General features: G+C 37.1%; 24 protein-coding genes. 17 read left to right on the top strand and 7 right to left on the bottom strand.

Annotation, left to right across the window (positions count from 1 at the left end; genetic code table 11):
* Position 1: 1 nt before the first annotated feature.
* From GFO_RS10575 to GFO_RS10535, 10 genes are all read left to right on the top strand, one after another.
* Positions 2–343 (top strand): Hpt domain-containing protein, encoded by a 342-nt coding sequence (locus GFO_RS10575; RefSeq protein ID WP_011710114.1) that lies wholly within the window; start codon positions 2–4, stop codon positions 341–343.
* Positions 340–1,599, top strand: coding sequence for a competence/damage-inducible protein A (locus tag GFO_RS10570; protein WP_011710113.1), 1,260 nt, complete (start codon positions 340–342; stop codon positions 1,597–1,599). The genes GFO_RS10575 and GFO_RS10570 overlap by 4 nt, the downstream gene beginning before the upstream one ends.
* A 228-nt stretch (positions 1,600–1,827) precedes the next feature.
* Positions 1,828–2,067, top strand: a complete 240-nt coding sequence (rpmB, locus tag GFO_RS10565; protein ID WP_011710112.1) for a 50S ribosomal protein L28 — start codon at positions 1,828–1,830, stop codon at positions 2,065–2,067.
* Between the two features lie 26 nt (positions 2,068–2,093).
* Positions 2,094–2,276 carry a 50S ribosomal protein L33 gene (gene rpmG, locus GFO_RS10560; protein ID WP_011710111.1) on the top strand — a complete coding sequence of 61 codons (183 nt, stop codon included), beginning with the start codon at positions 2,094–2,096 and terminating at the stop codon, positions 2,274–2,276.
* Between the two features lie 7 nt (positions 2,277–2,283).
* Complete coding sequence (locus GFO_RS17540) at positions 2,284–2,433, top strand: DUF4295 domain-containing protein (protein WP_011710110.1); 150 nt, start codon at positions 2,284–2,286, stop codon at positions 2,431–2,433.
* A 142-nt stretch (positions 2,434–2,575) separates the two neighbouring features.
* Positions 2,576–3,529 (top strand): signal recognition particle-docking protein FtsY, encoded by a 954-nt coding sequence (gene ftsY, locus GFO_RS10555; RefSeq protein ID WP_011710109.1) that lies wholly within the window; start codon positions 2,576–2,578, stop codon positions 3,527–3,529.
* Positions 3,530–3,609: 80 nt separating this feature from the next.
* Positions 3,610–5,244, top strand: coding sequence for an amidase family protein (locus GFO_RS10550; protein ID WP_011710108.1), 1,635 nt, complete (start codon positions 3,610–3,612; stop codon positions 5,242–5,244).
* On the top strand, positions 5,237–5,521 hold the full coding sequence (locus GFO_RS10545; RefSeq protein ID WP_049792107.1) for a hypothetical protein: 285 nt from the start codon (positions 5,237–5,239) through the stop codon (positions 5,519–5,521). Before GFO_RS10550 ends, GFO_RS10545 begins: the two co-directional genes overlap by 8 nt.
* Before the next feature lie 106 nt (positions 5,522–5,627).
* Positions 5,628–6,980, top strand: a complete 1,353-nt coding sequence (rimO, locus tag GFO_RS10540; RefSeq protein ID WP_011710106.1) for a 30S ribosomal protein S12 methylthiotransferase RimO — start codon at positions 5,628–5,630, stop codon at positions 6,978–6,980.
* A 189-nt stretch (positions 6,981–7,169) separates the two neighbouring features.
* Positions 7,170–7,451, top strand: coding sequence for a hypothetical protein (locus GFO_RS10535; protein ID WP_011710105.1), 282 nt, complete (start codon positions 7,170–7,172; stop codon positions 7,449–7,451).
* On the opposite strand, the gene GFO_RS10530 is transcribed toward GFO_RS10535, so the two are convergent.
* From GFO_RS10530 to GFO_RS10515, 4 genes are all read right to left on the bottom strand, one after another.
* The gene (locus GFO_RS10530; RefSeq protein WP_011710104.1) at positions 7,444–8,130 is read right to left on the bottom strand and encodes a TVP38/TMEM64 family protein; all 687 of its coding nucleotides are present in this window, start codon (positions 8,128–8,130) and stop codon (positions 7,444–7,446) included. The two genes, GFO_RS10535 and GFO_RS10530, sit on opposite strands and share 8 nt — an antisense overlap.
* A gap of 299 nt (positions 8,131–8,429) precedes the next feature.
* Positions 8,430–11,255, bottom strand: coding sequence for a M16 family metallopeptidase (locus tag GFO_RS10525; RefSeq protein WP_041250344.1), 2,826 nt, complete (start codon positions 11,253–11,255; stop codon positions 8,430–8,432).
* A gap of 17 nt (positions 11,256–11,272) precedes the next feature.
* Positions 11,273–11,689: a hypothetical protein gene (locus tag GFO_RS10520; protein ID WP_041250095.1), complete on the bottom strand. Its 417-nt coding sequence runs from the start codon at positions 11,687–11,689 to the stop codon at positions 11,273–11,275.
* Between the two features lie 22 nt (positions 11,690–11,711).
* Entirely contained in the window at positions 11,712–14,201 is a 2,490-nt protein-coding gene (locus GFO_RS10515) for a M14 family metallopeptidase (protein ID WP_041250094.1), read from the bottom strand.
* Positions 14,202–14,315: 114 nt separating this feature from the next.
* Here GFO_RS10515 and bshC point away from each other — a divergent pair, with 114 nt between their 5' ends.
* From bshC to GFO_RS10500, 3 genes are all read left to right on the top strand, one after another.
* Positions 14,316–15,932, top strand: a complete 1,617-nt coding sequence (gene bshC, locus GFO_RS10510; RefSeq protein ID WP_011710100.1) for a bacillithiol biosynthesis cysteine-adding enzyme BshC — start codon at positions 14,316–14,318, stop codon at positions 15,930–15,932.
* 1 nt (position 15,933) lies between these two features.
* Positions 15,934–17,301, top strand: coding sequence for a pyridoxal phosphate-dependent decarboxylase family protein (locus GFO_RS10505; RefSeq protein ID WP_011710099.1), 1,368 nt, complete (start codon positions 15,934–15,936; stop codon positions 17,299–17,301).
* Between the two features lie 80 nt (positions 17,302–17,381).
* Positions 17,382–17,756: a lipocalin-like domain-containing protein gene (locus GFO_RS10500; protein WP_011710098.1), complete on the top strand. Its 375-nt coding sequence runs from the start codon at positions 17,382–17,384 to the stop codon at positions 17,754–17,756.
* A 3-nt stretch (positions 17,757–17,759) separates the two neighbouring features.
* On the opposite strand, the gene GFO_RS10495 is transcribed toward GFO_RS10500, so the two are convergent.
* Positions 17,760–18,149 (bottom strand): SIMPL domain-containing protein, encoded by a 390-nt coding sequence (locus GFO_RS10495; RefSeq protein WP_011710097.1) that lies wholly within the window; start codon positions 18,147–18,149, stop codon positions 17,760–17,762.
* Positions 18,150–18,331: 182 nt separating this feature from the next.
* Here GFO_RS10495 and guaA point away from each other — a divergent pair, with 182 nt between their 5' ends.
* The 4 genes from guaA to GFO_RS10475 are packed head-to-tail and all read left to right on the top strand — an operon-like array spanning position 18,332 to position 22,804.
* On the top strand, positions 18,332–19,861 hold the full coding sequence (gene guaA, locus GFO_RS10490) for a glutamine-hydrolyzing GMP synthase (protein ID WP_011710096.1): 1,530 nt from the start codon (positions 18,332–18,334) through the stop codon (positions 19,859–19,861).
* Between the two features lie 33 nt (positions 19,862–19,894).
* Positions 19,895–21,871, top strand: a complete 1,977-nt coding sequence (locus GFO_RS10485; protein WP_011710095.1) for a LysM peptidoglycan-binding domain-containing protein — start codon at positions 19,895–19,897, stop codon at positions 21,869–21,871.
* Positions 21,861–22,262 carry an OsmC family protein gene (locus GFO_RS10480; RefSeq protein ID WP_011710094.1) on the top strand — a complete coding sequence of 134 codons (402 nt, stop codon included), beginning with the start codon at positions 21,861–21,863 and terminating at the stop codon, positions 22,260–22,262. Before GFO_RS10485 ends, GFO_RS10480 begins: the two co-directional genes overlap by 11 nt.
* On the top strand, positions 22,259–22,804 hold the full coding sequence (locus tag GFO_RS10475) for a DUF922 domain-containing protein (RefSeq protein ID WP_011710093.1): 546 nt from the start codon (positions 22,259–22,261) through the stop codon (positions 22,802–22,804). Before GFO_RS10480 ends, GFO_RS10475 begins: the two co-directional genes overlap by 4 nt.
* Here GFO_RS10475 and GFO_RS10470 read toward each other — a convergent pair.
* Positions 22,801–23,748, bottom strand: a complete 948-nt coding sequence (locus GFO_RS10470) for an NAD(P)H-dependent flavin oxidoreductase (RefSeq protein WP_011710092.1) — start codon at positions 23,746–23,748, stop codon at positions 22,801–22,803. The genes GFO_RS10475 and GFO_RS10470 overlap by 4 nt on opposite strands.
* A complete protein-coding gene (locus GFO_RS10465; RefSeq protein WP_011710091.1) occupies positions 23,748–25,343 on the bottom strand; it encodes a S8 family serine peptidase in 1,596 nt (531 codons plus the stop codon). Before GFO_RS10465 ends, GFO_RS10470 begins: the two co-directional genes overlap by 1 nt.
* Between the last annotated feature and the right edge of the window lie 14 nt (positions 25,344–25,357).

Raw genomic sequence — 25,357 nt, 5'->3', positions numbered from 1 at the left:
AATGAGTAGCTATAATCTTGACGAAGTAAAAGAAATGGCAGGCGGGGATGAAGAATTCATGCTCGTTGTAGTGCAGACTTTCCTGGAAGAAATCCCACCGGATGTGGCATCTATGAGTGAAGCCATTGGCAATGATAATCCATCATTAGCTTACCAATACGCTCATAAAATGAAACCCAATCTTCAGCTTTTTGGATTGAATCTAATGGACCAGATAAAGATTATCGAAGCCTGGTCTAAAAAAGGTCAGCGAAAGGATGAAGTACCACAGGCGGCTGATACGATTTCAAAAAAAGTGAATGTTGCTGCTATTGCGCTCAAACGAGATTTTGAATTAGAATGATAGCTGAAATAGTCACAATCGGAGATGAAATTCTCATCGGTCAGGTTGTTGATACTAATTCAGCATATATCTCCAAAGAACTCAATAAGATAGGCGTAAGCGTTCATCAAATAACTTCTATTGAAGATGACCGCACGCATATACTTCAAACCCTTAAAGAAGCTTCGCAAAGAGCCGATATTATTATCATTACCGGTGGGCTTGGGCCTACTAAAGATGATATTACAAAAAAATGCCTTTGTGAATTTTTTGATGATAAACTGGTTCGAAACAAGAAAGTATTAAAACATATCGAAGAGCTTTTCGATAAGTATATAGATACTCCAATTTCTGATCTTAACAGAGATCAGGCATTATTGCCGTCTAAAGCCATTGCCTTACATAATGAATATGGCACCGCCGCAGGGATGTGGTTTGATAATGGTGGTAAAGTATATATTTCTATGCCCGGGGTGCCATACGAGATGCGTGGACTTATGGAGAGAGAGATCATTCCAAGGTTAATGCAAAATTATTCCCGTCCCGTAATTTTACATAAAACAGTAGTTACTTACGGTTTGGGAGAAAGTGCCATCGCTGAAAAGATTGAATCCTGGGAAGATAACCTGCCTAAAGAGATCAAGCTTGCCTATCTGCCTAATCTTGGCAGGGTAAGGCTTCGATTATCTGCCCGAGGTGATAATGAAGATCATCTTCGAAATTTGATAGACAGCCAGATCACTGCATTGCATGAATATATTGGGGATATAATTTTTGGCTATGAAGATGAGGATCCTGTTGAGGTGGTAATTGGTAAAATGCTGGCCGAGAGAAATTGGTCATTATCTACAGCTGAAAGTTTTACCGGAGGTAGACTTGCTTCTAAATTTACTAAAGCGCCAGGTTCTTCAGCCTCCTTTAAAGGAAGTCTTGTTTGTTATTTTACAGAGGCTAAAAAAGAGCTTCTAAATGTTTCAGAAGAATTAATTAAGAAACATTCGGTGGTGAGTGCAGAGGTTGCAAAGGCAATGGCACAGGGAGCCAGGGATAAATTTCATACGGAATTTGCTATTGCCACTACAGGCAATGCAGGTCCGTCCAAGGGTGATAGTGATGCAGATTTAGGTACTGTTTTTATTGGTATTGCGACTCCAGATGGCGTAACTGCTCATCAGTTTAATTTTGGGAACCATCGCGAAAAAGTAGTAGGGAAATCTGTTAATAAAGCGATGGAATTGCTTCAGCAAAGTGTTATAAAATTCACGAAGAATGATTGATTATCAGTTTATTGCTGAAATTAATCCTATTATTCGGATAGTTTTCTCTTGATTTATATGAATTAAATATCTTATTTTTGCACTCGGAAAAGCCCTGAGACAGGTGCGAAACGAGGATTCAACCGAATTATTTTAAGAGTAAAATATTTTTTTTGAATTAGTTGCCTGTTAGGTAAAAAAATCGTTAATTTGCAGCCTGTTTTGAAATAACGAGAAAAGTATAGAGCAATGTCAAGAGTTTGTGAACTTACCGGGAAAAGAGCAATGGTTGGGAATAATGTTTCTCACGCCATGAATAAGACTAAACGTAAATTTAACGCCAACTTAGTTAAAAAACGTTTCTTTCTTCCTGAAGAAGACAGATGGGTAACACTTAAGGTGTGTACGTCTGCATTAAAAGATATCAATAAAAAAGGCATTTCTGCCGTAATTAAGGAAGCTAAAGCAAAAGGATTTCTTCAGAAATAATCCTTAGCACCTAAAAATATTTCACAATGGCAAAGAAAGGTAACAGAGTTCAGGTAATTCTAGAATGTACAGAGCATAAGACATCTGGGCAACCAGGTACTTCAAGATATATTACTACAAAAAATAAGAAGAATACACCGGATAGAATCGAGTTGAAGAAATTCAACCCAATTCTTAAGAAAATGACGGTTCATAAAGAAATTAAATAATTAAGTCATGGCAAAGAAATCAGTAGCATCTATTCAAACAGGATCTAAAAGATTAACCAAAGCGATAAAAATGGTTAAATCTGACAAAACTGGCGCCTACACTTTTGTAGAACAGATCATGGCTCCGGAAGACGTAAACGACTTCTTGAAGAAGTAAGAATCGTTCACAAACGATTTTAAATAATCTTTAAAAGCCGTCCTGGATTTAATCTGGACGGCTTTTTCTTTTTACGTATATTTATTGCCGCTTTCGAAAGGATCTTAGTCTTTCGGATTTATTAAAAACCTGCCAAACCAAAATGAGTTTATTTAAAAAGATATTTAATAAAGAGAAAAAAGAAAATCTTGACAAAGGTTTAGAGAAATCCAAAACCAGTTTCTTTGACAAGATGAGCAAGGCTGTTGCCGGTAAAGATAAGGTTGATGAAGAGGTTCTGGATGATCTGGAAAATGTACTTGTAAGCAGTGACGTTGGAGTTACAACCACCATAAAGATCATCAATAGAATTGAAGAAAGGGTAGCCAGAGATAAATACCTCGGGACAGATGAGCTAAATAAAATTCTTCGTGAAGAGATAGCCGCATTACTTTCTGAAACAAATACCGGTGAAGGATCGGAAATTCAGATTCCGTCAGATAAGAAACCATATGTGATCATGGTAGTTGGAGTAAATGGTGTTGGAAAAACAACCACCATTGGAAAACTTGCACACCAATTTAAAAGTAATGGACAAAAAGTAGTTCTTGGCGCTGCAGATACATTTAGAGCGGCGGCTATAGATCAGCTTCAAATCTGGGCAGATAGGACAGGTGTTCCTATCATCAAACAGAAAATGGGCAGTGATCCGGCTTCCGTAGCTTTTGATACCGTACAAAGTGCAGTAAAGATGAATGCCGATGTGGTGTTGATAGATACTGCAGGAAGACTTCATAATAAGGTAAACCTTATGAATGAGCTTACCAAGGTGAAAAGGGTGATGCAAAAAACTATCGCAGATGCTCCTCATGAGGTCTTATTGGTATTGGATGGCTCTACCGGACAGAATGCTTTTGAGCAGGCTAAGCAGTTTACTGCGGCCACAGAAGTAACTTCATTAGCTGTTACCAAACTTGACGGAACCGCAAAGGGCGGGGTCGTAATTGGGATTAGCGATCAGTTTAAAATTCCTGTAAAATATATTGGTGTTGGAGAAGGTATTGAAGATCTGCAGGTTTTCAATAAATATGAATTTGTAGACTCTTTCTTCAAATAATCCTATAATTGGCGTCGGTAATGAAAGGTGGATCAACCGAAACATAAATATTATTTCCTAGTGAATTAAATTTTTCCTCAATGAAAAAATTAGTACTTCTTTTTATTGCAGTTGCAATGTTCAGCTGTAAAAACGATACAACTGAAAACACTTCTGAAACTAAGCAGGATCAACCCGATTCTACAAAAGTTGAAGAGATGGAGTTCAAACAAGTAGATTCTAAGATCATTGATAATGATAGTCTTTGGAAACCTTTTGATGCTGATCTTTCAGAGTTTTCTAGCGAAGTTTATGAAGAAGTAAAAGCACTGGCTTTTGAGAAAAGTATTCCTGAAATTCAGGAGGCTATAGAATCTGGGAAGTTAACCTATGAGGAACTTGTATTATTCTATCTTACCAGAATCATGGAATACGATAGGGAGAATGAGTTTTCACTGAATTCTGTGATCTCACTAAATCCTAATATCATTGAGGAGGCCAGGGCAAAAGATCAGCAAAAAAGTAAAGCTTCCAACAGGCATCCAATTTATGGGATTCCTGTGCTGTTAAAAGATAATATCAATACTACCGGGACACCTACCACGGCAGGTTCGGTAGCACTTCAAAATAACCAGACCGAGGATGCTTTTATCGTAAAGCAGTTAAAAAATAACGGAGCTTTGATCCTGGGAAAAGCGAATCTAAGTGAGTGGGCGAATTTCTTTTGCGAAGGCTGTCCTAATGGATTCTCTACTATTGGTGGTCAAACATTAAATCCATATGGAAGAAAAGTTCATGATACTGGTGGTTCAAGTTCTGGAAGTGGCGTAGCGGTAGCAGCGAATTTTGCACCTGTTGCGGTTGGATCAGAAACTTCAGGTTCCATTCTTTCTCCGGCAAGTTCAAATTCTGTGGTAGGTTTAAAACCAACCATCGGAGTTTTAAGTAGAGGCGGAATTGTACCAATTTCAAGTACCCTGGATACTCCGGGACCAATAACAAAGTTCGTTATAGATAATGCGATATTATTGGATGCGATGAAGGGAGTAGATAATGAAGATGTTTCTTCCAAAGGAGCAGGAAAACAAAATTCAGTTTATTATTCAAATATTAAAAAAGCCGATCTTAAAGATAAACGTTTTGGCGTTATAAAAGCCCTGATGGATGATTCACTATATGTAAGAGCGATCAACGATCTTAAAAAGGCCGGTGCAGAAATTGTTGAATTTGAAGCGGAAGATATAGATCTTCCTAATTTTCGAAGATTACTGAACTTAGATATGAAAAAAGATCTTCCAGCCTATTTGAAGAATTATGGGGGAGATGTTTCTTATAAAAATGTCCAGGACGTAGTAGATTACAATACTCAGGATTCTTTGAACAGGGCTCCTTACGGTCAGGCATTATTCATGGGTATTTTGAAAGACTCTGCTTCAGAAAAAGATTTTTCAGCAATTAAAGATACCCTGAAAACTAACGGAACCAGATTCTTTGAAAAACCAATGAAGGAACTTGATCTGGACGCCGTTCTATCTATTAATAATTATCATGCAGGTTATGCGGCTGTAGCTAAGTATCCGGCGATAACAGTTCCTATGGGATATAGCTCAGAAAATCAACCAAGAGGCTTAACGTTTATAGGGAAACCGTTTACTGAAGAACAACTTCTGCAATTTGCCTATATATTCGAAAAAAATTCTCAAAGAAGAAAAACCCCTGGAAATTACAATGAGTAGTAATTCTCAAAGATATCTTGTCCTTATTTCAAAGATTATTTTCTTTTATAGTGTTTTCTATGTGATTATGAAGATAATTGCAATATTCGGCGATGCCTGGCTAAAGCCAAATCTCATCTTATCGTTACCTTATTTAGCGTTCGCTATCGTTGGTGGGATCATGGTAAAGAGAAATTCTTATCATTGGGCGTATGTGGTTGCCGGTGTAATTTTAATTAGTATAGTGCGGTATTACGAACAGGAATGGATGCTTCAGCTGCACGAATACTTCTCTTAAGATCTTCAATATAAAGACTTTCAGGTATATCAAATTTTAGATTGTATCTTTGCACCCGCTTTAGATTTTCTTCGGAATAATTTTCAGCTAAAAAGTAGAGAAGTTTATGAGGACGAAATCACTTAAAAAGAACAGGATCAACGTAGTAACCCTTGGTTGTAGCAAGAATGTTTACGACTCTGAGATTTTGATGGGGCAGTTGAAAGCGAACGATAAAGACGTAGTGCATGAAGAGGATGGGAACATCGTTGTGATAAATACCTGCGGATTTATTGATAACGCCAAAGAGCAGTCAGTAAATACCATTCTTGAATTCGTGGAGAAAAAACAACAGGGTGACGTAGACAAGGTTTTTGTTACCGGTTGTTTGAGTGAACGATATAAACCAGATCTACAAAAGGAAATTCCAGATGTAGACCAGTATTTTGGAACTACAGAATTACCGGGTCTTCTAAGTGCTTTGGAAGCTGATTATAAACATGAATTAATCGGGGAAAGATTAACTACAACCCCGAAGAATTATGCATACTTAAAAATTGCCGAAGGTTGCGATCGTCCATGTTCTTTTTGCGCAATCCCGTTAATGCGTGGTGGGCACAAGTCTACTCCAATAGAAAACCTGGTTACCGAAGCTGAAAAGCTGGCTGCCAATGGAGTGAAAGAATTGATATTGATCGCCCAGGACCTTACCTATTATGGTCTTGATCTCTATAAAAAACGTAACCTGGCTGAATTGCTTGAAAACCTGGTAAAGGTTGAAGGAATTGAATGGATACGTTTACATTATGCCTTTCCAACAGGATTCCCAATGGATGTGCTGGAAGTGATGAAGCGTGAGCCAAAGGTTTGTAATTATTTAGATATTCCGCTGCAACATATTTCAGATGATCTATTGAAATCTATGCGTCGTGGAACTACTCATGAAAAGACAACGAAACTTCTGAAAGAATTCAGGAAAACGGTGCCGGAAATGGCCATTAGAACAACGCTTATCGTTGGGTACCCTGGAGAAACCGAAGAGCACTATCAGGAGCTGAAAGAATGGGTTAAGGAAATGCGTTTTGAAAGACTTGGGTGCTTCACGTATTCTCACGAAGAAAATACCCATGCTTATAATCTGGAAGACGATGTACCTCAGGAAGTAAAACAGGAGCGTGCAAATGAAATTATGGAAATTCAGTCACAGATTTCCTGGGAATTAAATCAGCAGAAAATAGGCGAGGTGTTCAACGTAGTGATTGATCGTAAAGAAGGAAACTATTTTATAGGCCGTACCGAATATGATTCACCAGATGTTGATAATGAAGTTTTGATCGATGCTACTACCGTTTATCTAAAAACCGGGGATTATTACGATGTAAAGATCGCTGAAGCTGCCGATTTTGATCTTTATGGAGAGCCTTTAAATGTGACTACTGAAAAGCCTAAACGTAAAGAGTTGAAAATCAAATCTGTTTAAGAAACCTACAATTTTATATTTTTTATTACTTTAGAAGAAGCATGTTTTTTCTGTTTCTCTCATGGAGAAAATCGAAAATTTACAACATTTTTATAGCTAATTTCCATACTTATTGGTTGGTTTTTATTAGCTGTATTTTATCTTTTATCTGCTGAATGGGATGAAGGTCAGGAATATTTTGAGTTTATCATGTCCGGAGCATATGTAATAGTGTCCGTCTTATATTTCTATCAGGCTTATCAAAATCGTGGAAATAACGGGGAATATATAGAATGGGATAGTGAATCTATAAAATATAAACCCAGTCAAGGGAAAACCCATTCATACAAAATAAAAAAAATAATAAGTTTGACTGTTGCTACCAATAACCTGATCATCAAAGCTCCAAACTCCCAGGGAACGATGGCTTCATTAAAAGGTTATGTCGAAGAAGATCTTCAGAAATTAAGACAAAGTTTCCCCGCTAACTAGAACTTTGTTTCTTGTTTTTTCGGTAATCTATAAAAACATAGATTCCGTAGATAAGAATTCCTGCGCCTCCAATCCAATAAAGTCCATTCTTTAATTGATCTATATCCTGTGCAAAATAAGCGATCGCAAAAGACAAGGGAACGATCCCGGTTAAGGTCGCCAGGATAAATTTCCGGTAGGTCATACTCAGCATTCCTGCAACAATACTAATAGCATCATTAGAAAGAAAAGGGGAGATACGAAATATGGCGATAGTCCAGAATCCATAATCTGAAACCCAGTATTCAACTTTTTTATTTTTCGATTTCCCCATAATTTTTTCAAGATGATCTTCACCCAGCCATTTACCAATGTAAAAGGCAATAGTGGAAGCGCAGAATACCCCGGTGATAGAAATCAAGGCTCCACCCCAAAATCCATAGGCTAATACGGCAACGATCATCGGCAGCCACGAAGGAAAAACGACCAGGAAAATCTGCAAAATCATCACAATAATAATGGCTATTGGACCCCAGAAGCCAAAACTTTTAAAGTGATTCCTGATTCTTGTTTCATCTTCACTCCATAAAATTTGCCAGGTTTCATTGATAAAGCCCTGGAAAGGAGGATATAAAAAATAAAGCAGTATTAAACCGGCAACAATGCTTCCGGTAAGTATATAAGAAAGCTTTTTAGACAAATTCGTGGTTTTCTGGTTGATCGTTATTTAGTAATTGAGAAGATATAAAAAAGGCGGGAATTGAAGTTCCCGCCAGACTTAAAGCTTTTATAAAATTTCAAAGGTCAGTAGTTAAGTGCATATAATTTTAAAGTATATAAAATACTGATTACTAATAGTGTAAAAAATTTTTATTGTCAGTTCGAGCGCAGTCGAGAACTATTGGTGAGTTAAATTTAGGTTTCGACTTCGCTCAACCTGACATTTGCAAATCTAATAAACATTTGAATATGAAACTTTCTACTGACCTCTATAAAATTTTATTCTTCAGTATTTTTATTCAGTAAAACAGGTTTTCCATAACCTAATTCTTCAAGTTTTTCAAGTTGTGTTTCCGCATCTCCAACGATAAGATAATACATCTTTTCAGGATTAATATATTGCTTTGCCAGGTCCTGAATATCAAGGACACTAATTTTCTCTACGCTTGCTTCCCGGGTTTTAATATAATCTTTCTCATATCCATAATCATTGATCTCACGTAACATATTTAGTTTTGCTCCGAGAGTTTCAAATCTTCTGGCATTACTCTTAATCATATAACTTTTGGTCACATCAAGGTCCTCCTGATCAAAGCTGGTAGAATAATCTTTAACAATATTTCTTACCAGTTCTGTTGCCTCATAGGTAATATTGGTTCTCACTCCACTGGTGATCATAAATGGGCCAACGTAAGACCTGTCCATAAACCTGGAGCGAATTCCATAGGTATAACCTTTTCCCTCTCTAAGCTCCTGGGTTAATTTGGATGCGAAACCTCCACCACCTAAGCGATAATTCATTACCTCCGCGGGATAGTAATTATCATTTTTTGCCGAAAGTCCCGGTGCACCAAAAGCAAGTACAGATTGTTTAGCTCCCGGTACATCGTAGAAATATACTTTTGATTTTTCCGGAAGTTCAAATTCCGGAATTTCAGGAAAACTTATATTTTTTGGTGCCCAGTTTGCCGAAATAGCCTTTACCGAGTTTACAGCTTCAGTTTTCTCAACAGCTCCTACAGCCATAAAAGTGGAAGCTAACGGAGATAGATTTTCTTCATAGTAGTTTTTCAGATCGGCTATGCTTAAACTTTTCACAGTTTCAGGAGTTCCTAATTCGTTATAAGAAAGGATGCTGTTAGCGCCATATATCAACTTCTTAAATTCGTTTTGAGCAATCGCATTTGGATCTCCTTGTTCTTCCTGAAGTCGACTTAAATTTTGTTGCTTAATCAGTTTAAATTCTTCTTCGTCCCAACGCGGCTCAAGCAGTATTTCCTGGACTAAAGCCATGGTTTTAGTGTAGTTTTTTGCCAGTGTATTCCCTGAAATCGTTATTTTCTCTTCATTGGAATTTACATAAATAGATGCTCCTAATAATTCAATAGCTTCTTCCAGTTCTGCCGGTGTTTTTTTTGCCGTTCCCTTGGTCATCATACTTGCAAGCATGTTTGACACTCCCGCCTGAGCAGGATTCTCCAGTAATTGTCCGCCTTTCATTTCCAGGCTAAACTGCACTACGGGAACTTCTGTATTGGTAATTCCCATCACTTTCATTCCAGAAGGCATCCGGGCATCCCAAATTTCAGGAATATTTAATTCCGGTTTTCCCTGATATGGTGGTTCTATGGTACGGTCAAAATTTGAAGGAGTTTTATTATAGGTAACCTGTTGGTTTGAATCAAATTTTTCTTCAGCGCCTTCAACAATCTTTTCTTCAACAACTTCAGCTTTTTTAGAATTTTCAAGACTTAATTCTAATTGATCTTTTGGAACGAAACTGGTAGCGATATAGTTTTTATCTTTTACATATTTCTTATAAACCTTCATAACATCCTCTGTAGTTACTGCCAGCATTTTATCAACTTCCTTATTGATGAAATTAGGGTCTTTTGCATAGATCTCGTACTGCGCTAATTGAAATCCTTTTCCCAGTACACTGGAAATGGAATTGTAGAAATTGGTTTCCAGTCCGGCTTTTATTCTTTTTAAATCTTTCTGCGGAATTCGATTTTTTTCAAATTCAGTAAAAGTTTTATCAATTGCTGTTTTAACTGAATCCAGATCTTTTCCGTCATAAGCCCTCACCTGAAGCATTAATTGGCCTGCAAGTTCTGAGGTATAATTAAACATACTAACATTCCCTGTGAGCTTTTTAGATTTCACCAGGTTCTTATAAAGCGGTGCATTCTTACCATCGGCTAAGTAATTCGATAGAATTTCCAAAGCAAAGGAATCAGGATGATAGGAATAAACCGAAGGCCATGTAAGCGTTAATTCAGGTAATTGAGCAAAATTATCTTCATGATAAACCCGCTTGGATTCTGAAAGTGTCACCAGCTGCTTCTCTAATTCGAGCATTTCAGGGCCTCGTTCTATTTCATCAAAATACTTATGAACCCATTCTTTTGCCTGTTCCTTGTCAAAGTTTCCGGAAATTGTCAGGATCACATTGTTAGGGACATACCATTTATTATAAAAATCTTTCACATCCTGTAAAGTAGCGTTTTGAAGATCTTCCAGACTTCCAATTACCTGCCAGTTATAAGGATGATCTTCAGGATACAAATTCCGGTCTACCACATAAAAGGTGTGTCCGTATGGCCTGTTATCTACACCCTGTCTTTTTTCATTTTTTACCACCTGTTTTTCTTTCGCCAAAACAGGTTCTGTAACCGTATTAATAAAAAAACCAAGTTTATCTGCTTCTGCCCAGATCATTTTTTCAAGCGCATCATTAGGAACTGTTTGAAAATAATTGGTCCTGTCCCTGCTGGTAGATCCATTGGCTCCGGAACCACCAATTCTGGCACTTAATTTATCCAATCCGCCTTTTCCCAGATTTTCAGATTCCAGAAATAATAGGTGTTCAAATAAATGTGCAAAACCGGTTCTGCCTTCCTTTTCTCTTGCTGAACCCACATGAGCGGTCAAGGCTACTGCGACCACTGGGTCAGACATATCCTGATGAAGAATCACTTTTAATCCATTCTCCAGATTAAAAGTTTCAAAATCAACTGAAAAATTTTCGGTTTTCTCCTGACTAAAAGCTGAACTAACAGCGATTAGTATAAATATTAAGAAGAATGATTTAGTGGTTTTCATTTTCTGCGTTATAATTTTCATGTCAGCATTAATATTATTAAAAGGAACGTTAAAATTCCAATCGTTGTAGTAAATCGCCCTAATTTTTTTGATTTAGTCCAGCCGGCCAGGGAAATCATGGCTATTAGTGAAACTATTCCTAAAAGAAATAAAATTACTCCTACAATTCTAGGAAGCATTAAATCGGTCTGTATCACGTTCATTGGGTATCCTTCGGTGGTCATCATAAGAAGTTTCGTCATAGCAAAAACTGTAATCAAGAATGAACCTGCAGCTAAAGTTGCAGTTATCATAATAATTTTCGATAAACGAGTATTTGTATCAGAAACTAAAAGGTTCGCTATTACTGCAATTGAAAATCCACCAAGTAATGAACTAATTGTGATTATCTGTTCAGCAAGTTTATTCCAATATTCAAATGTGATTTCCATCATAATATTTAGGCGAATTTTCCAGCTAATATTTGTAACCTGTATTATTAGTAAAGAATAGAGTATTGGCAAAGAAAAGCTTTCCATTCTCCCAAAATGCTCGAAAAAGGGGGTTATCTACCATATAGATCACACTTCCTTGTCCCATTGGTACTTCACCAAATACCAGTGAATTTTTTAGGTTTTTAATTGCCTCACTTCCGGCAAAACCTGAGACTACTTCAGGTTCCTGAATATAGGAAACATTGTAGCCACTATTTAATAAGGAATAGCTGTCACTACTTAATTTTAGTGTAAAATACTGGTCATCGTACCCAAATGCCATGGGATGCGTATTATCTACCCTGGTCTTAATGATACTTCCCGTAATCAGATTTTTGATGCTTTCGCGCTCTCTTTCAGCATAAGGAATAAGATTGGCTTCTGTGGTAGTAGAATCTTTTTTAGCCGTGCTATTCTCTTCAATTCCGAAGCCTTCCTTATCAGTGAAACTACCAACCGCGCTGCCTATAGCAATCAGTTTTCCGCCGTCTTTTACCCAGGAAGTGATCTTTTTTAATGTATCCTCATCCATAAAATCATGATATCGACCTTCAGGAATAATTAAAACATCAAATCCTTCAAGATTTACCCTGTTAAAGTAATCTGTGTTTAACGGGGTTACGGGGTAATTTAAATCCTGCTCAAAGAAATACCAGATTTCTCCAAAATTAAGCGAAGAGACTTCATTACCTTTTAAAAGAGCAATTTTTTGCTCGTTGATGATCTTGATTTCAGAAGATCCAAAATCGGGACCGCTACCCGCAAAACTTGTTTCTGCCGTTAAAAGCTGACGTTTATGATCGTTGGCAATCTCGATAACTTTCGTGTCGAAATTTTCAGTTTTAAGGTTGTCACTTTTAGTAATGATTAGACTTCCTGGAACGAATTGTTGTCCGTTACTTTCAAAAGAAACTTCACTAAAGCGGACCTTAATGTCATTCTTAATAAGATCTGCGAGGAATTGAGCATCCTTCATGCTATTCCACTTTGAAACATATCCGGCTCCATCAGTATTTGGACTATTCTGAATATTATTGTTATTCGATTTTTCTGAACCGGAAATGATCTTATTGCTGGCAACTGCATCCAATCCATAGGCGTAAGGCAAACTCCAGGCAGTAATATCATAAGTTAGCGAGTCCATTAATTTAGTTTTAGGCTCAAACAGTACTTTTACCATCTTAGCCTTTGGCTGATTCGTAGAAACCAACAGCGTATTTTCATTGCTGTTTAAACTCCCATTTTCACCATTTATAAAACTATAGCCATTTATTTTCCCTGAATTTGAGTAAGAATACTCTATTTCGTGTCTGTCTAGTAATTTCTTTAAAGTTTCCAGTTTATCGGCGTTTCCGTTTAGTGCATAGCTTTTATATTTAAAATCATCATTGCTGAAATAATTCTGAAATTGCTCATTTAATTCTGAAGCATTTTTAGAAGCTACTTCAATCGTGGAAAGTCCGGTAGTATAGTGGTGCTCTAAACGATCTTTTAAAGTAAGCACATAGCCTTCATCGGTTTTTATCCCTAAACCGGCACGGCCATGACCGGCCTGCTCATAGGTCATTCCGATAGCTCCCATGTAGGTTGGATACGTATCGCCATAACTAGGGTAAAGGAGATCAAAACGCTCCCCGGTAAAATAAAGCCAGCCTTCTTCATCAAAATATTTCGCATGATTTTTTCCAATTTTCGTTTGGAAATCCCTTTGAAAAGGAGTGATCACTTCATGAAATGGCTCGGCTGCCGGAGCAAAATAATAAGGATCGTTAATTCCCTGCTCATGAAAATCTACGTGAATATGGGGTAACCATTGATTATATACTTTCAATCTTTGCTGGGTTTCAACCTGTGTGGCCCAGGCCCAGTCACGATTCAGATCAAAAAGATAATGATTGGGTCTTCCTCCCGGCCATGGCTCATGATGTTCTGCTGCTTCCTGAGAAGTGTTGTAAGGTTCGGCTTTTACCTGGTTATACCAGTTTGCATACCTGTCCCTTCCGTCTGGATTCACGCAGGGATCCATAATGATCACTGTGTTTTTTAACCAATCTTTTTTTTCTGTAATAAGGCTATAAATAGTTTTCATAGCAGCTTCGGTACTGGAAGCTTCATTCCCATGAACATTATAACTTAACCAAGCAATCGCGATATCTGAATCTTGAGTTGTATTACCAATTCCGGCATTTTTCAGATGATTCTTTTTTATTTGTTCGAGATTGGCCATATTTTCTTTTGAAGAAATAACAGCATACGTAAGGGGTCTTCGTTCATTGGTTTTTCCATAAGTATGATATTCAACAAACTCAGAATTTTCAGCAACATGATTAAAGTAATCTACCACAGCGGCATGACGTGAAAACTGACTTCCCAATTCATAGCCCAGAAACTCTGAAGGACTTTTGATTTCCTGTGCATTAATTGAGGCGAAACTTAAAAATAGAAAGCTAAATAGGTAAAGGTGATTTTTCATCAAAAACATTAATTTCGGATAAGCCGAGTAAAGATAGCATCTAGGCTTGAATTAACTAAAATTTAGGGAATAAAATCCTTATCTTCGATATCTTTGCAAACAGAATTGAAATTTATGCCAACCAATTGTATTTCGTATCCCGAAACCAATTATTTCACTCCACTTATTCTTGATTATTTATCTGAAAAAAAAGAATTAAGTAATTTTTATCATCGCTTTCCGGAAATTGAAAATTTTGGAGCGCAGATTACTGAGAAAAAGAAAAGCTACGATCATACTATCAGAAAAGACTTAATTCAGGTTTTAAATGATCAGTATTCAAAACTGACAGTTTCAGAAAATACCCGGGCAAATATTGATGCCTTAGAATCTAAAAACACTTTTACTGTAGTTACCGGGCATCAGTTAAACCTTTTCACCGGGCCTTTGTATTTTCTATACAAGATTATTTCTACAATTAATCTTACTAAAAAATTAAAAGAAAAGTACCCGGAGAATAACTTTGTGCCTATTTACTGGATGGCGACCGAAGATCATGATTTTGAAGAAATCAACTTTTTTAATCTGAATGGAAAGAAATTCAAGTGGAATAATGCCGATGATCGAGCCGGAAAAACTGCAGTTGGAGGACTTTCTACGGAAGGACTTGATGAAGTATTTAAGCTTTTTTCTGCAGAAATTGGCGGTGGCGAGAATGCTGAATTCCTAAAGTCAACCTTTGAAAAGGGATATTTAGAACACGATACTCTTTCCGATGCAACGCGTTTTATAGCCAATGAAATTTTTGGAAAATATGGGTTAGTAATTGTTGCGGCCGGTGATAAGCGATTAAAAAAGCATTTTATTCCGAATGTCGGGAGCGAGCTTGTTGAGCATAGTTCCCATAAACAAACTACCGAAACGCTTCAAAAAATAAATTCCCTGGGATATAATATCCAGGTGAATCCAAGGGATATAAACCTGTTTTACCTTACCGATGAAATTCGTGAAAGAATTATTGAACGTGATGGAAATTATTTTGTTCACGAGACAGAAATTTCATGGACGAAAGAGGAAATTCTTCAGGAATTAAAGGACCATCCAGAACGATTTAGTCCGAATGTAATGACGAGGCCTTTGTATCAGGAAGTGATTCTGCCTAATCTTTGTTATATCGGTGGAGGTGGAGAGCTGGCCTATTGGCTGGAATTAAAGTCTTATTTTGAAGCTGAAAATGTGACTTTTCCTATGTTATTGCTACGGAATTCCGCAATGCTACAAACTGGAAAGCAGAATGATAAACGGGAAAAACTGAAAATTTCAATTCAGGAATTATTTCTTAAACAGCATGAACTAATCAATAGAAAAGTTCGTAAAATTTCAGATATCGATATAGATTTTTCCGGCCAAAAAGAGCATTTGGTAGAGCAGTTTCAGCATATGTATGACCTGGCAGAAAAGACCGATGAATCATTTATTGGTGCGGTAAAAGCTCAGGAAGTAAAACAGTTGAAAGGTTTAGATCATCTTGAAAAAAGATTATTAAAGGCTCAAAAGCGAAAACTGAAAGATGAAGTTGAACGAATTGCTGAACTTCAGAATGACCTTTTTCCGAACAGGAGTCTGCAGGAAAGACAAACCAATTTCTCTGAATTTTACGTGGAATATGGAGAGGAATTGATAAATAAATTAATGGAAGAATTAGATCCGCTAGAATCCAACTTTAAAATTTTGACTTTTGGAAGAGAATAAAATGCACACTATAGATATGAATCTGGTAGAAATGACGCTAGATGTCATGAAATATACCATAGATCGTATCTCCAATATTACCCCAGAACTTGGTTCACCTAAGAAAGAAGAAGATCTTTTAAAACTTGTAGGAGAAACTGTAACTTCTGAAGGAATAGGAGGTGAAAAAGCTTTCCAGTTGTTTAAAGATGTATTGGTTAAGGCTACGGTTCCTATAGATCACCCGAGACATTTGGCATTTGTACCGGCAGCACCAACACGAGCCGCTATTATGTTTGACCTGGTGACTTCAGCTTCCAGTATTCACGGAGCATATTGGATGGAAGGAGCAGGAGGTATTTTTTGTGAAAACCAGGCAATGAAATGGCTGGTTTCATTAACGAAATTACCCAAAGGGGCTTTCGGAGTTTTTACCAGTGGAGGTACGGCTGCGAATCTTTCAGCATTGGTAACGGCAAGAGAGGAATGGCGAGAACAAAAATCTGATCACGCAAAAGAGCGTGCGCTGTTGCTAACTTCTACAGGAGCCCATAGCTCCATAAAATCTATGGCTAAGGTTATGGATGCCGATGTTCATTTAATAGATTCGGGAGACGAGTTTCTTTCTGGAAAAGATTTGAAAACTGCGATTGTTAATCTTAGTGAAAAGAATAGAAACAGGCTGTTTGCGGTGGTCGCTACCGGAGGAACAACCAACGCAGGGATCATTGACGACCTAAAGGGAATAGCAGATACTTGTGAAGAGGAAAATGTATGGTTACATGTAGATTGTGCTTATGGGGGTGGAGCTTTGGCTGCGAATTCTGTTCGGCATTTATTTAATGGAATAGAAAAAGCTGATAGCATTACGATAGATCCTCATAAATGGCTTTTCTCCCCTTATGATTGTGGAGCAGTAATTTATAAAAACCTGGAACTTGCTAAAAAAGCACATTCTCAAAAAGGTGCTTACCTGGAAATTTTTAAAGATGAAGGAGCCCAGGGCTTTAATCCTGCCGATTATCAAATACAACTTACTCGACGACTTAGGGGAATGCCACTTTGGTTTTCTCTGGCCATGCATGGGACTAATAAATATAAAGAAGCAATTGAACGTGGAATTGAATTAGCTAAAATTGCGGCTGATAAGGTTGAAGAAAATGAGAATCTTGAGCTTGTAAGACCTGCAAGTTTATCTGTGGTACTTTTTAAAAGAAATGGGTGGAGTGCAGAAGATTATAGGGACTGGACCTACAGAAACCATAATTCAGGTTTTGCCCTTGTGACCCCTTCTCTCTGGAAAGACGAAAGTGTGGTTCGTTTCTGTTTTATCAATCCTGATACTACCGAGAAGGATATTGATGAGATATTGGACACACTACAAGGTTAAAATAAATATTGCATGATAAAGTTTCGCTTTAACAAAGAAGTTTATTAAATTGTTGTTATTCAGTGTTTTAAGTGCAGTTTATGAGAAAATTAATTTTCATATTGATTTTTTTGATAATTGGAGCTTCATGTTCATCAGATGATGCTGAAGAACCTTTAATTACAGTAGATGTTAAGGAGGGTATCTTGGGAATCTGGTATGTAGAGTGGGAATGCAATAATCGCATACATAATTGGGAATTTTTTAATGATGGGTCTTTCGAGATTAATTTTATGGATACTAATAATTCTGGTAACTATTCTATTACAGGAAAAAATTTAACTATAAGGGATTTTAATGATATTGGTACCGGGAATGAACGATATGAAATAATAGTACTTACCAGCGATAGACTTGAATTAGATGATTTTGGTGATTTTGGAATTAATTATCAATTCGTTAGAGCATGCCCTTAGTTCTTACATAATAAATACAGTCCACATAGTTGATTCGATTTTTACCGATTGTGATAGTAAATATCCTTTAAATACACTGCCTGCATAATTGCCATTTTGATATTGATTCTCTTGTTGTTCACCGGTATTTACTGAATTAAAAACAAGGTTTTCAGCTTTAATTCCCTTGGAAATAAGATAGTCATAGACCGTTTCTTTATTCTGTTCCAGGTTAGCACTGGTCCTGGAAAATTGTCTCTCCCAAACATTATGGTCTGAAGTGAAATTCTCACTACCCGATCCTGTTACTGAAATTACTCCATCTGGATTTGCCCTGGAGACATAAGAATTACCTAAGAAATATTCAGCAATTACAATAGCAAGGGAAAAAACAATGGCACTTATGTATTTCATAGTACAATTTTTTGCTTTTTGAAAAATTAATACAGATTAAAAGACCTATTTTCAATTAGTTAAAATCAAATCTCACTTCTTAAATCTATCAACGGAGCGGTCTTACATCTTATGTCGGAAGACAATGATAAAATTTATCAAATCCCTTGCATTCATTTTTTCCCAATTTCCTATTTTTGCGCATGCAAAACAACGTACTCATCCTAGACTTTGGCTCGCAGTACACGCAGCTTATCGCGCGTAGAGTTAGAGAGCTGAATATTTACTGTGAAATTTATCCTTATCATAAGATCCCGGAAGATTTATCAGGTTTTAAAGCGGTAATTCTTTCCGGAAGTCCGTTTTCTGTGAGAGCTGAAGATGCACCGCATCCGGACCTTTCTCAGATTCGTGGAAAATTGCCCATTCTGGCTGTTTGTTATGGAGCTCAGTATTTTGCCCATTTTCATGGGGGAAAAGTAGAACCTTCAGATACAAGGGAATATGGTAGAGCTAATCTTACAGTTATTAAGGATGCCGAACCATTATTCGAAAACATCAAAGAAAATTCCCAGGTGTGGATGAGTCATAGTGATTCTATCATCAGATTGCCTGAAAATGGAGTGAGACTGGCAAGTACTTCAGATGTTCTGAATGCAGCCTATAGAATTGAAGGAGAACAAACTTTTGCGATACAGTTTCATCCTGAAGTTTATCATTCAACAGACGGAAAACAATTACTTGAAAATTTCCTTATAAAGATTGCAGGTACTAAAGCAACCTGGACACCTGGTAAGTTTGTAGATCTTACAGTTTCAGAATTAAAGGAGAAGGTTGGGGATGATAAAGTGGTACTTGGTTTGAGTGGTGGAGTAGATTCTACAGTTGCCGCGGTACTTCTGCATAAAGCTATCGGGAAAAACCTTTATTGCATTTTTGTAAATAACGGATTGTTGAGAAAGAATGAATTTGAGAGCGTTCTTGATCAATATAAAGATATGGGGCTTAACGTTAAAGGCGTTGATGCTTCGGCACGTTTCTTGGATGCCCTAAAAGGATTAAGTGATCCTGAAGAAAAGCGTAAAGCGATTGGAAATACTTTCATCGAAGTTTTTGATGATGAGGCGCACGAGATTAAAGATGTGGTATATTTAGCACAGGGTACTATTTATCCTGATGTGATAGAATCTGTTTCAGTAAACGGGCCTTCAGTAACTATTAAATCGCATCATAATGTGGGTGGTTTACCTGACTTTATGAAACTTAAAATTGTGGAACCTCTAAGAATGTTGTTTAAAGATGAGGTAAGACGTGTAGGAAAGGAACTTGGAATAGATAAAGAATTACTGGGCAGACATCCATTTCCGGGACCAGGACTGGCGATTAGAATTTTAGGGGATATTACAGAAGAGAAAGTAAGGATCCTTCAGGAAGTAGATCATATTTTTATTCAGGGATTAAGGGACTGGATGTTATATGATAAAGTATGGCAGGCAGGAGCAATTTTACTGCCAATTCAGTCGGTTGGAGTAATGGGAGATGAGCGAACTTATGAGCAGGTTGTAGCACTTCGAGCAGTTGAATCTACCGATGGAATGACGGCAGACTGGGTAAATTTACCTTATGAATTTTTACAGAAAACATCCAATACAATAATTAACAGGGTAAAGGGCGTTAATAGAGTGGTATATGATATTAGTTCTAAACCACCGGCAACCATAGAATGGGAATAATAGAATTGACCATTTCAACTTAAATTGATCAAAATGAAGTACCTATTTGTATTATGTTTTCTTTTTCAGATTTATGCGACTTCGGCGAATGCCCAGTCCTATAAATATCATACTGTAAAAAAAGGGGAAACGGTTTTTAGTATTTCCCAAAGTTACAGTATAGACGAGGAGGATATTTACAAATATAACCCTGGTGCCCGCGAAGGAATTGGTTTAAATGAAAAACTGGTAATTCCTATTGATGGGAAAGCTACTTCAGAAAAGTTAGAAACTTCCGGTACTCCAGAATTTATTGAACATACGGTTAAGAAAAAGGAGACACTTTACAGTTTATCCAAAGAATACAATGTAAGTATTGATGAAATAAAGAAATATAACAAGCAACTTTATTCAAAAGAATTGCAAATGGGGGAGACTGTAAAAATTCCTTCAGGAAGTTCTTCTGAATCGGTTGCTATGGTAACCAAACCAGATTCTACTCCCGTTGCAACCAATAAGCCTCAGGAAAAACAAATCACAAGTACCAGAGAACATATTGTACTTCCTAAAGAAACCAAATATGGAATTGCCAGGAAGTATGGAATGACAGTCAAAGAACTGCAGGGTTTGAATCCGAGGGTGGAAGTTCTTCAGCCGGGAATGATGATAAGAGTAGGGATAGATGTTCTTGAAGATGAGCTGGTAATTATTACCGATGAAAGATTCAGGTTCTATGAAGTAAAACCTCAGGAGACCTTATATAGTCTTTCTGAACGTTTTGGTGTAAGCCAGGATTCGTTAAAGCAACTTAACCCTGCACTCAAAGAGGGGTTAAAGTTTGGGATGGTATTAAAAGTTCCGAAGAATAATAAGGACGGTAAAGAGATAGACGATGATGCTTATACCGGAAAAGGGGAGGACGCCTATACAAAAATGAATCTTAGTGAGTCTATAGACAATCGTAGCACTAAAGAAATTGTTTTAATGTTACCGTATCATTTGGATCTAATTGATACCGATTCTTTAGGTACCTACCGAAATACAATTTTAAATGAACGGGTAGTAAGAATTTCCTTAGACTTTTATAGTGGTGTTCTCATGGCGGTAGATAAAGCAAAATCTATGGGGATTTCTACAAATTTAAAAGTTTACGATACCAGGCGAAATGAAAATGAAGTTGCAAACATTATTAATGCTAATAACTTTAATAATGTAGATGCCGTCATTGGACCCTTGCTTCAGAAAACTTCGGAAGCTGCTGCTGCTAGATTGGAAAGCAGTAATATCCCTGTGATCAATCCACTTTCTAATAGAAGTATGAGGGGGTTCAAGAATCTTTTTCAATCTAATCCTGGTGATGAACTTACGAAAAAAGCCATGTTGGATTATTTTTCCAGAAATGCTCCCGGAAAAAACGTAATTATTATTGCAGGTGGAAAATCTTTTCAGATTAAAAACGAACTGAATAATGTCCTTCCTTCCGCAAGGAATATTAATCCAAGTAATAATTTTGTTTCAGAGCAGGAATTAGCTGCGATGATGACCGGTGGTGAAAACTGGATCATTCTGGAATCAGAAAATATCAATCTGGTTAGCAGTACCACTTCAGCCTTGAACAGGTTGGCAAGAAATCACGATGTAACCTTACTTACCACTAATAAAAATAGTGCTTACGAAAGCGATATTGTCTCTAATAACCACCTTGGGAAATTAAAGTTCCGTTATCCTTCAGTAGATAAAGAGTATGATACAAAAGCTTCTGAAGGTTTTATAGAAGATTACGAGGAAAGATTTAATATAGAGCCAAATAAATATGCTTTAAGAGGCTATGATCTTACTATGGATGTACTTTTAAGACTTGCTTCTGCTGAAGATCTTTATGAGTCTTTTGAAAAATATCCCGGTTATACCGAATATTATGAAAGTAAGTTTCATTATATGCCCAACGCTGGCGGAGGTTATACAAACGATGCCATTTATATTCTGCAGTTAAATGAAGATCTAACCATATCTGAAGCAAATGACCTCTAAAGTTAAATATCTTGGCGGACTTAGAACCGAATCTGAACACCTTCAAAGTAGTTCTAAAATGATCACTGATGCTCCGGTTGATAATCATGGAAAAGGCGAGGCTTTCTCTCCAACCGATACTGTTGCCAATGCTTTGGCGACCTGTATGTTAACTGTAATGGGAATTAAGGCTGAATCTATGGGGCTTGATATGGACGGAGCCTCTGCTGAAGTAACCAAAACAATGGCTTCTAATCCACGAAGAATTTCTAAAATTGAGGTAGATATTCTCTTTCCGAAGTCTTATGGTGAAAAGGAGACTAAGATCCTTGAAAATACCGGAGAAACCTGTCCTGTATTGCACAGTTTACATCCGGATATTGAAAAGATTATATCTTTCAAATACTCATGAAAAGTTTAGGTAGCTTATTGTTTTTTCTGGTGATTCCAATGATCACTTTTTCTCAGGAAAAGCAGGAGAAAATTCAATGGCAGGAGGGACTTCCCTTAAACTGGAATGATTTTAAAGCGCAGCCGGATAAATCGAATTCTTTTTCAGCAAATACCAATTCGGGAATTAGTTATAGTTGGAGTTATAGTACAGCCTCTGGTGTGCCTGTTCTAAAACATGAAGTTTTCACCAATTTCTATCCAAACCTTTCCTGGGTTAAGGATATTAAAAATGAAGAATATCTATTAGCACATGAACAACTGCACTTTGATATTTCAGAATTACATGCGCGAAAGCTTAGAAAAGCATTAGATGATTATGAAATTGGGAGAAATATACGCCAGGATCTTAAAAGACTTTATAACAGAATAGAGTCTGAACGTGTTGCCATGCAAAATCAGTTTGATAAAGAAACTTCGCATAGTGAGAACAGTTCAGCGGAAATGCGATGGAGAAAATTCGTAGCAGACGAATTAGAAAAATTTAAAGCATATACTCTTTAAAGGCTATTAACTTCTTGTTTTGCATTTTCGAAATTAGTCATGATTTCATTTACAATTTCTTCCGCAGGTTTTATTTCGTGAATAAGTCCTGAAATTTGTCCAATTTCAAGTTCACCTTCTTCAAGGTCACCCTCAAACATACCTTTCTTTGCACGGGCTCTGCCTAATAATTCAATAAGATCTTCCTTGCTAGGTGTTTTTAAATAAAGATCCTGAACATCCTTATAAAATTTGTTTTTCAGTAAGCGAACAGGGGCTAATTCTTTTAGTGTTAGCACCGTATCGCCCTCCTTGGCATTCACTACCATTTCCTTGAAATTTTTATGAGAGGAAGCTTCTGGAGTTGCTACAAACCGACTTCCGATTTGTACGGCGTCTGCTCCCAATACCATCGCGGCCAACATACCGCTTCCTGTCGCAATCCCTCCGGCAGCAATTAAAGGAATAGAAATCTTTTCTTTTACCATTGGAATAAGCGTGAACGTGGTAGTTTCGTCACGACCATTATGTCCTCCAGCTTCAAAACCTTCGGCAACAACAGCATCCACTCCTGCTTCTTCAGATTTTATTGCAAATTTCACACTGCTAACTACATGAACTACTTTAATTCCGTGATCCTGTAAATGTTTCGTCCAGGTTTTTGGGTTTCCGGCAGAGGTAAAAACGATCTTCACGCCTTCTTCAATAATAATCTCCATGATCTTATCTATTTCAGGATAGAGCATAGGGACATTTACAGCGAATGGTTTTGCAGTCTCCTTCTTACATTTTTGAATATGTTCTCTAAGAATGTCTGGATACATGGAACCGGAACCTATAATTCCCAATCCGCCGGCATTAGATACAGCACTGGCTAATTTCCATCCGCTGGCCCAGATCATTCCGGCTTGAATTAATGGATATTTTATATTGAATAGTTCGGTAATTCTATTGGTAGCTGGCATTATTTTTTAATAATAAGAAATGATTGTCTGGAATTATTTTGTTCAAACATAGCAATATAAATTCCTTTAGAAAAACCTGAAAGGTCTATTTCATTCTGAACCTGGTCCTTTTGTAAAATCACCTGGCCAAGCATATCGAATAAAGTGATATTGTAAGTTTGATCTGTAGAATTATTGAACTTTAACTGATTGACGACCGGATTTTGATATAGAAAAAGCTCCCCTGAATCCTGATTGCTTTCAAGTAAATCTGACAGCGCATTCCTAAAATCGGGTATTCCATAGCCAAGCCTATTATTTGGTGTGTTAAATAAACTTGAAGCCGCTTTTACAAGTTGCATTACTTCAAGATTGCTCAAAGATGGATCGGCCTGCCAGAAACTGGCAACTGAACCTGCAAGAATGGGAGAGGCAAAAGAAGTTCCACTGGCTTGTACCAGGTTATTAAACTGATCTATAGCAACAATCTCTAAACCCTGAGCGGCGACATCTGGTTTCACGCGACCATCTGCTGAAGGTCCTCGAGAACTGAAAGTGACATAATTTCTATTTCTATCTACTCCACCAACACTTAGAACATTGGCATCTGCAGGAGCGCTGATAATATTAAAATAATTTTCCTCTCCCCGGTTCCCCGCTGAGGTTACTATCAATAAGCCTTTTTCTGTGGCAATATTCGCACCTCGTGAAATAAACGCAGTTTTGCCGTCCATATCTTCAGGAGCATAACTATAATCTGGATTATCAAATAATGTATAGCCTAGAGAGGTGTTTATCAGGTCTACTCCCAGGCTATCTGCTCTTTCAGCAGCTTCCACCCAATAAGTTTCTTCAACAGGAGTTTCTGTAGGTCCAATTTCAGTAATAAATAGATAATATGCTGCATCTGGTGCGGTTCCAACAAAATTATTTTCAATAAAACCGGCCATATTTGAAAGCACCAGTGTTCCGTGATTGCTTAATTCAGGATTACTGTAATTTCCAGATCTATTGGTGAAATCAAAACCACCCAGCAGTTTTCCATTCAATTTCAACCTATCAAATGCTCCTATTGTATTTACATTTGCAAAACCGCCATCCATCACTGCTATGGTGACTCCTTCTCCTGTATAATCATTTTCATGAAGATAATCGGTACTCAACATCTTAGTCTGGTTTAATGCCAGACCGTAATTGAAATCAATATTGGTTTCTAATTTGTTCTCTAACTTTTTATTTTCTACGGAAGCTCTTGAGTTTATGTTTTTATTCGCAAATTCGATTTCTGAAACAAATCCCAGATTACTTAGATTAGAGATAGCTTCTAATGATCCAATTACATGAACACAATTCATCCATTTAGACTTCGCCTTTACCGAAATATTCTCCTGCGTTTTAATAGTAGAAATATATGCTTCATTTACCGGAATATCCCTTTCATCGATTGGCGTACCACGCAACGATTTACGCTGAATAGCTTTCGAGCTTAAGATAGTGGAAGGATTGTTTAGAGCCGCTTCTACATTAGGTTTATCTTTAAAGTATATCCATGCGTGTTCTTCCTGTGAATAAGAGTAACAGGTAACAAGAAAAAAGATTAATAAAAGTCTTTTCATGGATAGGGCTGTAA

This window comes from Christiangramia forsetii KT0803, assembly GCF_000060345.1.
In the GTDB taxonomy this organism is placed as follows: Bacteria; Bacteroidota; Bacteroidia; order Flavobacteriales; family Flavobacteriaceae; genus Christiangramia; species Christiangramia forsetii.
This window is presented reverse-complemented; position numbering and strand designations above follow the sequence as displayed.

Excerpts from the sequence above, each read along its gene's own strand:
- GFO_RS10480 (WP_011710094.1), top strand. The coding sequence starts at position 21,861 with ATGACCTCTAAAGTTAAATATCTTGGCGGACTTAGAACCGAATCTGAA.
- guaA (WP_011710096.1), top strand. The coding sequence starts at position 18,332 with ATGCAAAACAACGTACTCATCCTAGACTTTGGCTCGCAGTACACGCAG.
- GFO_RS10470 (WP_011710092.1), bottom strand. The coding sequence starts at position 23,748 with ATGCCAGCTACCAATAGAATTACCGAACTATTCAATATAAAATATCCA.
- GFO_RS10495 (WP_011710097.1), bottom strand. The coding sequence starts at position 18,149 with ATGAAATACATAAGTGCCATTGTTTTTTCCCTTGCTATTGTAATTGCT.
- GFO_RS10535 (WP_011710105.1), top strand. The coding sequence starts at position 7,170 with ATGTCCGGAGCATATGTAATAGTGTCCGTCTTATATTTCTATCAGGCT.
- ftsY (WP_011710109.1), top strand. The coding sequence starts at position 2,576 with ATGAGTTTATTTAAAAAGATATTTAATAAAGAGAAAAAAGAAAATCTT.
- GFO_RS10465 (WP_011710091.1), bottom strand. The coding sequence starts at position 25,343 with ATGAAAAGACTTTTATTAATCTTTTTTCTTGTTACCTGTTACTCTTAT.
- rpmB (WP_011710112.1), top strand. The coding sequence starts at position 1,828 with ATGTCAAGAGTTTGTGAACTTACCGGGAAAAGAGCAATGGTTGGGAAT.
- GFO_RS10505 (WP_011710099.1), top strand. The coding sequence starts at position 15,934 with ATGCACACTATAGATATGAATCTGGTAGAAATGACGCTAGATGTCATG.
- GFO_RS10485 (WP_011710095.1), top strand. The coding sequence starts at position 19,895 with ATGAAGTACCTATTTGTATTATGTTTTCTTTTTCAGATTTATGCGACT.
- GFO_RS10545 (WP_049792107.1), top strand. The coding sequence starts at position 5,237 with ATGAGTAGTAATTCTCAAAGATATCTTGTCCTTATTTCAAAGATTATT.
- GFO_RS10550 (WP_011710108.1), top strand. The coding sequence starts at position 3,610 with ATGAAAAAATTAGTACTTCTTTTTATTGCAGTTGCAATGTTCAGCTGT.
- rpmG (WP_011710111.1), top strand. The coding sequence starts at position 2,094 with ATGGCAAAGAAAGGTAACAGAGTTCAGGTAATTCTAGAATGTACAGAG.
- GFO_RS10515 (WP_041250094.1), bottom strand. The coding sequence starts at position 14,201 with ATGAAAAATCACCTTTACCTATTTAGCTTTCTATTTTTAAGTTTCGCC.
- GFO_RS10520 (WP_041250095.1), bottom strand. The coding sequence starts at position 11,689 with ATGATGGAAATCACATTTGAATATTGGAATAAACTTGCTGAACAGATA.
- GFO_RS10525 (WP_041250344.1), bottom strand. The coding sequence starts at position 11,255 with ATGAAAACCACTAAATCATTCTTCTTAATATTTATACTAATCGCTGTT.
- GFO_RS10475 (WP_011710093.1), top strand. The coding sequence starts at position 22,259 with ATGAAAAGTTTAGGTAGCTTATTGTTTTTTCTGGTGATTCCAATGATC.
- GFO_RS10500 (WP_011710098.1), top strand. The coding sequence starts at position 17,382 with ATGAGAAAATTAATTTTCATATTGATTTTTTTGATAATTGGAGCTTCA.
- GFO_RS10575 (WP_011710114.1), top strand. The coding sequence starts at position 2 with ATGAGTAGCTATAATCTTGACGAAGTAAAAGAAATGGCAGGCGGGGAT.
- GFO_RS17540 (WP_011710110.1), top strand. The coding sequence starts at position 2,284 with ATGGCAAAGAAATCAGTAGCATCTATTCAAACAGGATCTAAAAGATTA.
- bshC (WP_011710100.1), top strand. The coding sequence starts at position 14,316 with ATGCCAACCAATTGTATTTCGTATCCCGAAACCAATTATTTCACTCCA.
- rimO (WP_011710106.1), top strand. The coding sequence starts at position 5,628 with ATGAGGACGAAATCACTTAAAAAGAACAGGATCAACGTAGTAACCCTT.
- GFO_RS10570 (WP_011710113.1), top strand. The coding sequence starts at position 340 with ATGATAGCTGAAATAGTCACAATCGGAGATGAAATTCTCATCGGTCAG.